Source organism: Klebsiella sp. Ech2A (genome assembly GCF_030078455.1).
Lineage (GTDB): Bacteria > Pseudomonadota > Gammaproteobacteria > Enterobacterales > Enterobacteriaceae > Klebsiella > Klebsiella terrigena.
In genome coordinates, this window is record NZ_JAQGFU010000121.1 from 1 (window position 1) to 12,999 (window position 12,999).

Genomic DNA, 12,999 nt, shown 5'->3' on the forward strand with positions numbered 1-12,999 from the left:
CGCTGCCGCCCATCCCGGCCATCGCCACCGGGAGCGCCCGTTCGCCGCGCCAGGGCGCCAGGTGCTGGCGGAATATCTCCGCCGGCGCCTCGCCGTTAAGTCGGGAGATCCCCAACGGCAGCTGTTTCGTTGCCACGCATTTCCCGTCGCGTATCAGCCAGCCGCGCAGCTGGGTGGAGCCCCAGTCGACGGCAATATAGTCCTGCATCTGCGCCTCCTTAGCCCTGCGACGTATTGCGTTTGCCGATAGCCAGCGGCGGTGCCGCCGGGGTGCTTTCCCGCTCGCGGGTAATCATCTCCAGCGCCTCTTCGCGGCTCATGCTGCTCGCCGGCGTCAGCAGCGTAACGACCACCGAAGCCACCAGGCTGGTGAGCACCGACGGAATACACGGGTTGCCCCAGAACGCCAGCCAGTCGCTGTCCATCAGCACGGCGACCGATGCGCCGGCGCCGCCGGCCAGCGCGGCAACCGCTCCCTGCCAGTTAAAGCGCGTCCAGAAGCGGCCGAGCATGGTGCAGATAAACATCCCGGACATAATCATCGAGATCATTTTGGTGATGTAGCTAATGATGTCGTTGGAGGTCAGGGCGAACACCAGCGCCAGGGCGATAACCAGCACGAGGAACATGCGCGACAGGCGAATCGCCCTCTCCGGCGCGGGCATATGGCCGGTCACCAGGGTGTAAAGGTCGCGCAGCATAATCGAGACGGCGGCGATGGCGTCAGAGCTGCCGGAGGACATGTTGGCCGACATCCCGGCGATCAGAATCGCCATCGCCAGCACCGGCGGCAGGACCTGGGTGGCAAACAGGAAGGCAAAGCCGCTGTTTTCGAGATTGGCGTTCATCGTCCATACCGCCATGCCGATAATCGCCGGCAGGAACGAAAAGCCGAGATAGAGCAGGCCGGTGATGGTGAACGACTGGCGCACGGAGGAGACGGTTTTTGCCGAGTAGATACGCTGGCGGTAGGACGGCGTTGCCAGAACCCCCACGCCAATCACCACCGCCAGAGAGAGCGCGGGGAGCACGCCGAGCTTATCGACGGCAAACAGGCTCTGGGCCGCCGGATCAACCGCCTGCTGAATATGGCTCCAGCCGCCGACGTGATGGACCGCGAGGATCGCCATTAAAATAAAGCCGACGAACAGGACGATCGATTGAATGGTGTCGATCCACACCACCGCCGAGTAGCCGCCGATGCCGACGTAAACCACAAAGGCCAGCGCAATAATAATTTTGGCGACGTTGATATCAATTCCGCTGGCCCACGCGAGGTACAGACCGCCGCCCAATATATGGGCGCCGAGCCAGCCGATCGAGGCAATAAAAATAAGAATCGCCACCAGGTTTTTAATAATTTTGCTGCCGCCGGTGTAATACGACATCTCTTCGCTCATGGTCATAAAGCGAAATTTACGCACCGGGGCAAAGAGCCACGCCACCAGCAAAATGCCGACCGCGCCGCCGAGGCCGTACAGCATCCCCGCCCAGCCGTTGCTGTAGCCAAAGCCCACAGCGCCGACGCTGGAGCCGGTGCCGACCATGGTGCCGACCGTCGACCCCAGCGTCAGGAACATCGGCAGGGAGCGACCGCCCAGCAGAAAGTCGTCGCCGTTCTTTTGCTTGCGCGAAACGTACCAGCCTAAGGCGATCATCGCGCAGGCATAAACGGAAAACCAAATCAGGAATGACATATTATTCATTGCTCACATCCAGGCGTAATAAATAATATTCGTACCGCTGAATATTATGAGTTAATAGTAACGATGCCGAAAAAAGGCACAGCAATCCTGGTCGCGCCGGCCGATGTATTCGGCCTGGCGCTACTCTCACATTGTTATGGGCTGCTCCCCGGCCAGCGGCGGAGAGCTATTATTTACACGCGGGCAGCGTTATAGCAGGTCACATCCACTTCAACTTTGCAGTCCACCACCAGATCGGCCACGCAGCAGATCCGCGCCGGCGGATTATCGCCAAAGAACTCGCGGAACACTTTGTTGAAAGACTGGAAATAGCGCGAGTCGGTGAGGATCACCTTCACATGCACCACGTCGGCAAGGGTATAGTCCGCTTCATTCATGATATCGACGCAGTTCTGAATCGCCAGCCGGGACTGATCGACAATGCCGCCCTCCACCACTTCGCCGTTTTTCATCGGCGTCTGGCCGGAGACATACAGCCAGCCGCCCGCTTCCACCGCGCGGGCAAACGGCAGATGCTGCCCGCCGGTGCCGGTTCCACCTTCCACGCCGTAACGTTTAATGCTCATATTCAACTCCTTAGTCCATCCGGCGACGCAGGAAACGCCCCGCTCGCCCGGTAATTTTCTTATCGCTGCCGTAGCTCATAACGCCGTTGACCATCACCGCCTCAATGCCCTCCGCCGGCTGTTTGGGGTCGGCAAAGCTGGCCACGTCGCGCACCGTCTGTGGGTCAAACAGTACCAGATCGGCAAAGTAGCCGATTTTAACCAGCCCACGTTCCGGCAGCTGGAAGCGCGCCGCCGACAGCCCGGTCATTTTGTGAATGGCGGTGGTCAGCGGGAAAAGCTGCTCGTCGCGGCTGTAGTGCCCCAGCACCCGCGGGAAAGCGCCCCACAGCCGCGGATGCGGCATCGGATCGTTCGGCAGGCCGTCGGAGCCGATCATGGTGACCGGATAGCGCATCACCCGCCGCACGTCCTGCTCGTCCATGTTGTAGTAGATCGCGCCCGCCGGCATCAGCCGCGCCGCGGCGTCGTGCAGGCTGACCTGCCACTCGTCGGCGATCTGCCGGAGGGTTTTTCCCGCCTGCTCCGGCCGGGACTCGGACCAGGTGATCACGATGTCGAATTCATCGGTCACCTGCTTCATATCCAGCGTCGAGGAGCTGGCGGAATAGGGATAGCAGTCGCAGGCGATCTCCTGGCGCTGGCGCATCTCGTCGAAGAAGGCCAGCGTCTCGCGCGTGCGCCCCCAGTTCTTCGCCCCGGCGCACTTGTGATGGGACACCACCACCGGAACGTTGCCGTGACGGCCGATGCGAAACGCTTCGTCGAGAGCCTCGAGGATAGGCTCAAACTCCGACCGCAGATGGGTGGTGTAGATCCCCTTCTCCGCCGCCAGCTCTTCCGCCAGCGCCATCACCTCTTCGGTGGTGGAGTGGAACGCGCTGGCGTAGGCCAGGCCGGTACTCAGGCCCAGCGCCCCTTCGCGTAGCGCGTCGCGCAGCTGGACGCGCATGCCGGCAATCTCCGTCTCCGTCGCCGGGCGGAACAGATCGTCCATATGGTTATTACGCAGCGCGGTATGACCAATCAGCGTGCCGACGTTGAGGGAAGGCCTGGCCACTTCCACCGCGTGGGCATAGGCCTGCACGGTGGGATAGATAAAGTGCTCCTGCTCGCCCAGCAGGTTCATCGGGTCAGGCACCGCGCCGCGCATGGTTGCCATTGCCGCGCTGATCCCGCAGTTGCCGACGATCACCGTCGTCACGCCCTGGCTGAGCTTGGGCAGATATTCCGGCATCCGGATGACGTTGATATCGTCATGAGTATGCACATCGATAAAGCCGGGCGCCAGCACGCGCCCCTGGCCTTCGATTTCGCGCTCTGCCGCCACCTGCAGCGCCGGAGCGATAGCCACAATACGATCGCCCTTCACCGCCACGTCGCCGCGATACTGCGGCCCGCCGCTGCCGTCAATGACCGTGACGTTCTTAAAAAGCCAGTCAACCTTCATAGCAATTACTCCCTTTCGACTATGCCGACAAGTTAACCATTTACACGGCGTAAAAACAGTGGAAAACTACGCAAAACCCAGATCGTTTTGTGATACTTTTATTCACAAAAAATAATTATTAAGTATTAAAACAATATTTATCAAACATTTACAACTGATACCCATTACAAATTCGAACGTAAAACCCGAAAGGATAGTGTTATGAAATACCACAACACAACGCTTGTCCCGCATAAATCAGCGCCGATGACATCGCCGGCAAACCTGCTGGCGGAAGAGGTCTGCCTGCCCGCCGCGCTGCTGAAAAAAAGCGCGCTGGAAAACAATATTGCCTGGATGCAGCGCTACGCCGACGCCCGCGGCGTCTCGCTGGCGCCGCACGGCAAAACGACGATGACGCCGTGGATTTTTCAGGCCCAGCAGCGGGCCGGCGCTTGGGGCATCGGGGTCGGCAGCGCCTGGCAGGCCGCCGCGGCGATGGCCAGCGGCGTTCAGCGCGTGTTGATGGTTAATCAGCTGGTCGGCAAGGCCAACATGCAGGCCGTTTCGCAGCTGAAAGCCCACTATCGCAGCGTCGATTTCATCTGCTGCATCGATAGCCTCGCTAACGCCCGCGCGCTGTCGGCCTTTTTTGCCGAACGCCGGCAAACCCTGGACGTGCTGATTGAGCTTGGGGTGCCCGGCGGGCGCTGCGGCTGCCGCAGCGTCGAGGATGCGCTGGCGCTGGCGCAGGCCGCGGCGGAGCTGCCGGGCCTGACGCTGCGCGGGCTGGAGCTGTATGAAGGGGTGCTGCACGGGGACGATCCGCAGCCGCAGGTTGAAACGCTGCTGCGCCAGGCCGCCGACCTCGCCTGCCGGATGGAGCCGCTGGTTAACGGCGAGTTTATCCTCACCGGCGCGGGCACCGTGTGGTATGACGTGGTGTGCAACATCTGGCTGGCGGCCAAAAAGCCGGCGCGCTGCCGGATAGCGATCCGCCCCGGCTGCTACATCACGCACGACAGGGGGATCTACGATGACGCTCAGCAGGCGCTGATCGCCCGGGATCCGATCGCCTGCGATCTGGCCGGCGATCTGACCTCAGCCCTCGAGCTGATGGCGATGGTGCAGTCGGTTCCGGAAGCGGATCGCGCGGTGGTTAACTTCGGCAAGCGCGACTGCGCTTTCGATGCCGGACTGCCGCAGCCCATCGCCCACTATCGCGACGGCGAGCCGCTGGCGCTGCGCGCGGAGGAGATCGTCAGCGTCGGGATCATGGATCAGCACTGCATGCTGCGCCTGGCGCCGGGCAGCGACGTGCAGGTTGGCGATATCCTGGTCTTCGGCACCTCGCATCCGTGCCTGACCTTCGACAAATGGAAGGCGCTGCTGCTGGTCGACGACGACTACAACCTGCTGGAAGAGCTGGATACCCTGTTCTGATTCAGCCCGGATGACGGCCCGCGCCCGGCGCAGCTAAGCGCCGGATAAATCGCCTAACGCCGCAGGGCGACAATCTCCTCGTACAGCGAACGCCCGATCGTCACCCCCTGGCGTTCGCTGACCTGACGACGGTCGAAGCGGCGCTCGCCGGGAAGCCGCGCGCCCTGCGAGCGCATGGCGTCAAACAGCGTCTCCGCCCGCGCCAGGTGCTCGTCCGCCTGCGGCCCGAGAAAGCGCTGCGGATCGAGCGCCAGGATCAGCTCGCCGCCGTACGGCAGCCCGCCGGCGCCGTTGTCCCACGCCAGCGACTCCGCGCTGGTCATATCGCCGATCAGCGGCCCGGCGATCAGCTCCACCATCGCCGCCAGCGCCGAGCCCTTATGGCCGCCAAAGGTCAGCATCGCCCCGTCGAGAACGGCGGCGGCGTCGGTGGTGGGCTCTCCTTCGGCGTCGATTCCCCAGCCTTCCGGTAAAGGTTTCCCGGCGCGCTGATGCAGCTGGATCTCACCGCGCGCCGCCACGCTGGTTGCCATATCAAAAATAAACGGCGGCCTGTCGCCGCGCGGCCAGCCAAAGGCGATAGGGTTGGTGCCGAAAAGCGGCCGGCTGCCGCCCGCCGGCGCAACCCACGCGTGGCCCGGCGTGCAGGCCAGCCCCACCAGCCCCGCCTCGGTGAGCGGCTCAACGTCGGCAAACAGGGCCGAGAAGTGCACGCAGCGGTTAATCGCCAGCGCGGCAATACCGCCGTGGCGCGCCTTAGCGCACAAGAGCGGCAGCGCGCGCTCAAAGGCCAGCAGCGAAAAGGCGCCCCTGGCGTCCACCCGCACCACCGCCGGCGCGCGGTCGTCAATCTGCGGCTCGGCGTCGGGCGAAACCTTCCCTTTGCGCAGGGTGTCGACGATCCCCAGCAGGCGCCACAGGCCGTGGGAAGCGCAGCCGTCGCGCTCCCCGGCGGTCACGTTACGCGCCACGGCCGCCGCGTGGCTCTCGCTGAAACCATTATCGCTGAGCACCTCGCGGGAAAGCGCCTCAGCCTCTGGCAACGTCAGCGTTACCGTCTCCATACTCTTCTCCTTTGCCGTTGTTCTACTCTTCTTCATCGCCATTAAAGTTAGCCTGAGGAAGGCAGCTGCGCGCGCCCCAGTAATAAATACCGAGCGACATCGCCGCCACTATTATCGTATCCCAGGGATGAGGTAAGGCGTTAGTGCCGCCAAAACTCCCCAGCCACGAGCAGAGCATAATCAGGGCGTAGAAGACAATCAGCCACAGCGAGGATTTCACCTGCTGCGCGAAGCTCACCGCATGAACCGGCACCTTGCTTTTGCACAGCACGTACACCGCAAACATCACGATTTGCAGCCCCAGCAGCCAGGAGAGGGTCGTCCAGCCGGACCAGTAGACGATCAGCGCCGAAACCATAAACGACACCGGGCCAATAACAGAGAACGCGCGCACGCGGAACGGACGCGGCATATCCGGGGCGTTGCGGCGCAGGCCGGCGGCGGTCACCGGGGCGATAGCGTAGCTCAGCACCAGCGCCGCCGACACCACGCTAATTAACTGCTCCCATGACGGGAACGGCAGGGTCCAGAAAATAGAGAGGCCGAAGGTCAGCCACAGCGCCGGACGCGGGATACCGGACTCTTTATCGATATGGGTAAAGGCCTTAAAAAAGGTCCCGCTTTTCGCCCAGCCGTAAATCACCCGCGGCGTGGCGTTCATATAGATATTGCCGGTTCCGCTCGGGGAAACGATCGCATCGCTAATCACCATAAACGCCAGCCAGCCCATGCCGAGGGTGATGGCGATATCGCGATACGGCAGCGAGAACTGCTTGCTGACCTCGGCCCAGCCGCCGCTCAGCATATCGGTCGGGATGCTGCCGAGAAACGCCACCTGCAGCAGCACGTAGATAATCGTCGACAGCACCACCGAGAGGATCAGCGCCACCGGGATCGTGCGCTGGGGGTTTTGCACCTCGCTGGCCACCGAGATAATCGGCGTCAGCCCGAGATAGGCAAAAATAATGCCGCCGGCGCTGATGGCCGCCTCCACCCCCGACATGCCGAACGGCGCGAATCCCTGGGTATGCAGGTTTTCCGGCTTGAAGAAGGCGAACAGGGTGATGACCACCAGCAGCGGCACCAGAAACTTCAGCACGCTGATGGCGTTATTCGAGCGGGCGAAGGTTTTGACGCTGTAGTAGTTGAGGCCGAAGAAAAAGCACAGCAGCAGGAACTGCACGACCCAGCCCAGCAGCGTCGGCGAGCTGGAGCCCGGCTGGGTCAGCATCGGGAACCACGCCGCGGCGTACTGGCGCGCGGCGACAATCTCGATAGAGATCAGGCTGGAAAAGGCGATAAGGGTAATAAATCCCAGCAGATAGCCCATCAGCTCGCCGTGGGAAAATACCGGATAGCGGATAATCCCGCCGGCGCGCGGCAGCGCCGCCCCCAGCTCGCAGTAGACGATCCCCAGCAGCAGCACCGCAAACCCGCCGATCGCCCAGGAGGCGATCCCCGCCGGTCCGGCAATCGACGCCACGTGGCTGGCGGCGAACAGCCAGCCAGAGCCAAAAATCGCCCCCAGGCCAATAAACGTCAGATCGGTTAAGGTCAGCTGCTTTTTAAACTTACCCGACTCAGCAACGCGGGTTTGACTGCTATGCGTAGTATGAATGGTCATGGTGTTGCCCTTTCATCAATCAGAGTGGGGAAATCGCTTCCCGGGTCCACTGCCCGTTCACCAGGCGCAGCAGGTTTAAAGGGTTCGCATCCTGCAGGGCCGGCGGCAGCAGCGCGGCGGGCGCGTTCTGCAGGCAAACCGGGCGCAGAAAGCGCTCAATCGCCCGGGTGCCGACCGAGGTACCGCGCGCGTCGGTGGTGGCCGGCCAGGGCCCGCCGTGGACCATCGCATCGCACACCTCGACCCCGGTGGGATAGCCGTTGAACAGCACCCGTCCCGCCTTTTCGCTAAGCAGCGGCAGCAGGCGCGACGCCAGCGGACGATCGTCAGCCTCCGCGTGCAGCGTGGCGGTGAGCTGCCCCTGCAGCCCCTGCAGCAGAGCCTGCAGCTGGGCCTCATCATCCGCTTCCACCAGCACCGACAGCGGGCCAAAGACTTCACGCTGGAGCAGAGAGTCGGCGGCCATCACCTGCTCCGCCGTCGCCTGATACAGCAGGGCCTGCGCCTGCGCGCCCTCTGCGGCCTGGCCGGCGGCCAGACGCCGAACGCCGGGACAGGCGTCCAGCGCCGCGACGCCCGCGCGATAGTGCTCGCGCGTCGGCGCATTCAGCAGCACCTGCGCGGCGGCGGCGCGCACCTGCTCGCAGAGGGCCGCCCGGAAGCGCTCGCTGTCCGCACTCTTCAGCACGAGGATCAGACCGGGACGGGTACAAAACTGGCCGCCGCCAAGGGTAAAGGACGCCACCAGCTCCTGTGCCAGCAGCGGCGCGCGGGAGGCCAGCGCCTGCGGCAGAATAATCAGCGGATTGATGGCCGACATTTCGGCAAACATCGGAATCGGCTGGGGGCGCTGCTGCACCCGCTGGTAGAGCGCGCGTCCGCCCTCCAGCGAGCCGGTAAAGCCCACCGCCTGAATCGCCGGATGGCTCACCAGCTCCGCGCCGATGTCGGTGCCAAAAATCAGGTTAAACACGCCGCCGGGCAGGCCGCACGCTTCCACCGCGCGAACCACCGCCTGCGCCGTCTGCTCGGCGGTCGCCATATGTCCGGGATGCGCTTTGACCACCACCGGACAGCCGGCCGCCAGCGCCGAGGCGGTGTCGCCGCCGGCGGTGGAGAACGCCAGCGGGAAGTTGCTGGCGCCGAAGACCGCCACCGGGCCGAGCGCGGTCTGGTACTGGCGCAGGTCGGGCCGCGCTGCCGGCTTGCGCTCCGCCAGGACGGTATCGATGCGCGCCCCGAACAGATCGCCGCGGGCCATCAGGTCGGCAAACATCCGCAGCTGGCCGCTGGTGCGCGCCCGCTCGCCCTGCAGGCGCGCCGGCGGCAGCGCCGTCTCCTCGTGGGCAATCGCCAAAAAATCCTCCCCGAGCGCGTCCAGCTCGTCGGCAATACGCCGCAGGAAACGCGCCCGCAGCTCGGGAGAAGTCTGAGAAAAGGCGCTGAACGCCTGCTGCGCCGCCTGCGCCGCCTGGGCCGCCTCCTCGCGGGAGGCCGGGTAGAAGCGGTGGCCGGTGGCCGCGCCATCCGCCGCCCGCAGGCTCAGCAGCGTCGCTTCACCGCTGGCTACGCGGCGGCCGGCGATAAACTGTCGCCCCGCCATTATCTGTTTTTCGCTCATCATCGCTCCCCGGCCTACAGGCCCACGTCCGGCAGCGCCGGGCGCGTCGCCATGGCCTGCTCGACTATCGCGATCACCTGCCGGCGGGTCTCCCCTTCCAGCGCCAGGCGCGGCGGACGGGTCACTTCGCTCCCGCGGCCCAGCAGCTCTTCGCAGAGCTTGATGCACTGCACCAGATCGGGACGCGCGTCGAGGTGCAGCAGCGGCATAAACCAGCGGTAGAGCGCCATCGCTTCGTCATAGCGTTTCTGGATAGCCAGGCGGAACAGCGTCTCGCCTTCGCGCGGGAAGGCGTTCGACATCCCCGAAATCCACCCCTCGGCGCCGACGGCAATGCTCTCAACCACCACGTCATCGAGGCCGGCAAACAGCACGAAGCGATCGCCCACGGTATTGCGCAGGTCGGTGAAGCGGCGGGTATCGCCCGATGAATCCTTAAAGCAGACGATGTTGTCGCAGTCGGTTAGGGTCGCGAGGATCTCCGGCGTGACGTCGTTTTTGTAAATCGGCGGGTTGTTGTAGACCATTATCGGCAGGTCGGTGGCGGTGGCGACGCTGCGGAAATGGGCGGCGGTTTCATGCGGCTTTGACGAGTAGACCAGCGCGGGCATGACCATAATTCCGTCGACGCCCACGCGCTCCGCCTCTTGCGCCATCTTCTGGGCGAAAGCGGTGGTGAATTCAGCGACGCCGGCGATAACCGGGATTTTGCCCCCCGCCGCGTCCTTGGCCACTTCAATAATTTGCAGCTTTTCCTGGGTGCTCAGGGAGGTGTTTTCCCCGACGCTGCCGCACACCACCAGCCCGGAAACGCCATCTTTCACCAGGTTTTTCATCACCGCGTGGGTGGCGTCTAAATCGAGAGAATAGTCACCACGAAACTGCGTGCTGACTGCCGGAAATACGCCGCTCCAGTGAATCGCTTTTTTGCTCATGCTCGGTTCCTTGTCGTCATTTTGTTAAGTCAAAGTGAATGATTGGTGAATATTCACTGACAGATTGACGCGTCATGGTCCCGGCGGCTTGTGGGTTTTCCTCCAATACGATGACGAAATTAGCACAGTCGCAAAAGCGTGAAGCGGCGGTTATCCCGCCAGGGTTATGCGGAAATCGCGGGGAGTTGAGCCGGTCATCGCCTTAAACTGACGGCTGAAGGCGCTGTGATCGGTATAGCCGCACTGCAGCGCAATATCGGTAATCGGCGTATCTCCCGCCAGCAGCTCGGTGGCTTTTTCGAGCCGGACCTTATGGATCATCTGCCGCGGCGTGAGGTGAAAGATCCGCTTACAGTAGCGTTCGATCTGCGCCACCGACATGCCGCTGAGCGCGGTCAGCTCATCCATGGCGATCGGCCGATGATAGTGGCGCCGGATATGATCGTCGACGATCGCCAGCCGCTGCCACGCCGGGTGGCGGGCGTGGGCCTCCTGCAGATCGTGCGAGATCCCGGCCATCCCGATCACCTGCCCGTGAATATCGCGTAGCGCCAGCTTCTGCGTCAGGCACCAGCCGCGTTCGCGGCCGTTGTAGAGGTGCATCTCCAGCTGGTCGCGCAGCATCACCCCTTCGCGCAGAACCCGCAGATCCTGCTCGGTGTAGCCCTGCCCGAGCGCCGAGGGAAAGACGTCGGCCGAGGTTTTTCCCAGCAGCATCGAAACGGTTTTAAACCCGCAGCGGCGGGCCAGCGTCAGGTTGGCCAGCAGATAGCGCGCCTGGTGGTCTTTAATAAAAAAGACGACGTTGGGAATGGCGTTCAGCAGGGGGGCAATCAGCGCCAGCGCGTTGAGCAGCGCCGGCATATTCTCCGGACGCTGGCGCGCCAGCCCTTCACAAATCTGGCTCAGCTCGTCCACGGCCAGGCTCGTTTCATCCACCGGCTCGCGCGCCGGATCTGCCTCAGTAACACACAACATAACGCTTCCTCATGGCGGGTGACGGGAGGATATTTATTCACCTTTTATTAACACGGCAAGCGGCAGCACCGCGTTTTGCGATCCTGGCGGCGGTTTAAATTTTCCGCTCAATTGCCGGCTGGCGTAATGGCGACTTTCGGTTTACCACATCGTTAATGGAATGATTAATAAGAAATAAATATGAATTTCAAATAATAACATCGCCGCCGACTGTGCTGATTTCGTCACTTCGCCTGGCGAAAGCGCTCAAGCCGGAGGCGGCGTCTTGCGCCAGCATTGTGAAACATCTTATTAACCTCCGGAGAGTTTCATGACCGCGCCACGCCAACCTGCTGAACTGAGGGCCATTGATTCACATACCGGCGGCGAGCCGACCCGCCTGATCGTCGAGGGTTTTCCGGATCTCGGCCGGGGCAGCATGGCGGAGCGTCGCGAACGCTTTGCCGCTGAATTCGACCGCTGGCGTCAGGCGATTATCCTCGAGCCGCGCGGCAGCGACGTGCTGGTAGGCGCGCTGCTGTGCGAGCCGGTTTCGCCGGCCGCCACCGCCGGGGTGATCTTCTTCAACAACGCCGGCTTCCTCAATATGTGCGGCCACGGCACGATCGGCCTTATCGCCTCGCTGGCGTGGCTGGGCCGCATTCAGCCCGGCAGGCATCTGATTGAGACCCCGGTCGGCGACGTGAGCGCGACGCTGCACCAGGACGGCAGCGTGTCGGTGGAGAACGTCCCGGCCCGGCGCTGGAAAAAGGGGATCGGCGTGGAAACCGCCTTCGGCACCGTAACCGGCGACATCGCCTGGGGCGGCAACTGGTTCTTTCTCATCAACGATCACCCCTTCAGCATCGAGCCCGCGCAGATCCCCCAGCTCACCGAATACGCCTGGGCGGTACGCGAAGGGCTGGCGGCCGCCGGGATACGCGGCGATAACGGCGGCGAAATCGACCACGTTGAGCTGTTTGCCGACGATGAGACCGCCGACAGCCGCAGCTTCGTGCTGTGCCCCGGCAAGGCCTGGGATCGCTCGCCGTGCGGAACCGGAACCAGCGCCAAGCTGGCCTGCCTGGCGGAAGACGGCAAGCTGCGGCCCGGCGAGATCTGGCAGCAAGCCAGCATCATCGGCAGCCGCTTTACCGCCAGCTACGCGCGCGAGGCTGCCGGCATTATCCCGACCATTCGCGGCGAAGCCTGGGTATCCGCCGATAGCCGCCTGATCCTCAACCATGAGGATCCCTTCTGCTGGGGGATCGTGCCGTGAGCGGCAGAGACGTCATCGTCATCGGCGCGGGGATCGTCGGCGCCGCCTGCGCCTGGCAGCTGGCAAAGCGCGGGCAAAAGGTCACCCTGATCGACAGCGGCCAGCCGGGGGCGACCGCCGCCGGAATGGGCCATCTGGTATGCATGGACGATAACCCCGCCGAGCTGGCCCTCTCCGCCTGGTCGCTCGAACGCTGGCGCGCAATCACGCCGCGTATGCCGGAGAGCTGCGCCTGGCGCGGCTGCGGCACCCTGTGGCTGGCGGAAACGACCCAGGAGCTGGAGATTGCCCGGGAAAAGCAGCGGCGGATGGCGGAGTATCAGGTCGCCACGCGGATGCAGAGCGCGGAGCAGCTAGCGCAGCGCGAGCCCCTGC

General features: G+C 63.4%; 12 protein-coding genes and 1 pseudogene. 4 read left to right on the forward strand and 9 right to left on the reverse strand.

The window, feature by feature from the left end:
• The 4 genes from PFH44_RS18700 to PFH44_RS18715 all read right to left on the reverse strand — a co-directional run.
• The coding region (locus tag PFH44_RS18700; RefSeq protein ID WP_283825790.1) for a 2-dehydro-3-deoxygalactonokinase at positions 1 to 208 on the reverse strand (208 nt) is incomplete at its 3' end.
• A 10-nt stretch (positions 209 to 218) separates the two neighbouring features.
• Positions 219 to 1,706 (reverse strand): sodium:solute symporter family protein, encoded by a 1,488-nt coding sequence (locus tag PFH44_RS18705; RefSeq protein WP_045860124.1) that lies wholly within the window; start codon positions 1,704 to 1,706, stop codon positions 219 to 221.
• 173 nt (positions 1,707 to 1,879) lie between these two features.
• The gene (locus PFH44_RS18710; RefSeq protein ID WP_045860126.1) at positions 1,880 to 2,272 is read right to left on the reverse strand and encodes a RidA family protein; all 393 of its coding nucleotides are present in this window, start codon (positions 2,270 to 2,272) and stop codon (positions 1,880 to 1,882) included.
• 10 nt (positions 2,273 to 2,282) lie between these two features.
• Positions 2,283 to 3,722 (reverse strand): N-acyl-D-amino-acid deacylase family protein, encoded by a 1,440-nt coding sequence (locus PFH44_RS18715; RefSeq protein ID WP_283825791.1) that lies wholly within the window; start codon positions 3,720 to 3,722, stop codon positions 2,283 to 2,285.
• Here PFH44_RS18715 and PFH44_RS18720 point away from each other — a divergent pair.
• Positions 3,685 to 3,844 (forward strand): annotated as a pseudogene (locus tag PFH44_RS18720) (hypothetical protein). The gene PFH44_RS18715 and the pseudogene PFH44_RS18720 sit on opposite strands and share 38 nt — an antisense overlap.
• 79 nt (positions 3,845 to 3,923) lie before the next feature.
• Positions 3,924 to 5,144: an amino acid deaminase gene (locus PFH44_RS18725; RefSeq protein ID WP_283825792.1), complete on the forward strand. Its 1,221-nt coding sequence runs from the start codon at positions 3,924 to 3,926 to the stop codon at positions 5,142 to 5,144.
• 53 nt (positions 5,145 to 5,197) lie between these two features.
• Here the strand turns inward: PFH44_RS18725 and PFH44_RS18730 are convergent, their stop codons facing one another.
• The 5 genes from PFH44_RS18730 to PFH44_RS18750 form a co-directional block, all read right to left on the reverse strand.
• A complete protein-coding gene (locus tag PFH44_RS18730) occupies positions 5,198 to 6,208 on the reverse strand; it encodes an Ldh family oxidoreductase (protein WP_283825793.1) in 1,011 nt (336 codons plus the stop codon).
• A 22-nt stretch (positions 6,209 to 6,230) separates the two neighbouring features.
• Entirely contained in the window at positions 6,231 to 7,832 is a 1,602-nt protein-coding gene (locus tag PFH44_RS18735; RefSeq protein ID WP_132513430.1) for an APC family permease, read from the reverse strand.
• A 19-nt stretch (positions 7,833 to 7,851) separates the two neighbouring features.
• Positions 7,852 to 9,453: an aldehyde dehydrogenase (NADP(+)) gene (locus PFH44_RS18740; protein WP_283825794.1), complete on the reverse strand. Its 1,602-nt coding sequence runs from the start codon at positions 9,451 to 9,453 to the stop codon at positions 7,852 to 7,854.
• 14 nt (positions 9,454 to 9,467) lie between these two features.
• Positions 9,468 to 10,388 carry a dihydrodipicolinate synthase family protein gene (locus PFH44_RS18745; protein WP_045860139.1) on the reverse strand — a complete coding sequence of 307 codons (921 nt, stop codon included), beginning with the start codon at positions 10,386 to 10,388 and terminating at the stop codon, positions 9,468 to 9,470.
• 150 nt (positions 10,389 to 10,538) lie between these two features.
• On the reverse strand, positions 10,539 to 11,366 hold the full coding sequence (locus PFH44_RS18750) for an AraC family transcriptional regulator (RefSeq protein ID WP_283825795.1): 828 nt from the start codon (positions 11,364 to 11,366) through the stop codon (positions 10,539 to 10,541).
• Positions 11,367 to 11,676: 310 nt separating this feature from the next.
• Here PFH44_RS18750 and PFH44_RS18755 point away from each other — a divergent pair, with 310 nt between their 5' ends.
• Complete coding sequence (locus PFH44_RS18755; protein ID WP_283825796.1) at positions 11,677 to 12,624, forward strand: 4-hydroxyproline epimerase; 948 nt, start codon at positions 11,677 to 11,679, stop codon at positions 12,622 to 12,624.
• Positions 12,621 to 12,999 (forward strand): NAD(P)/FAD-dependent oxidoreductase (locus PFH44_RS18760; RefSeq protein WP_283825797.1); only part of this gene is annotated, 379 nt, incomplete at its 3' end. The genes PFH44_RS18755 and PFH44_RS18760, both read left to right, overlap by 4 nt.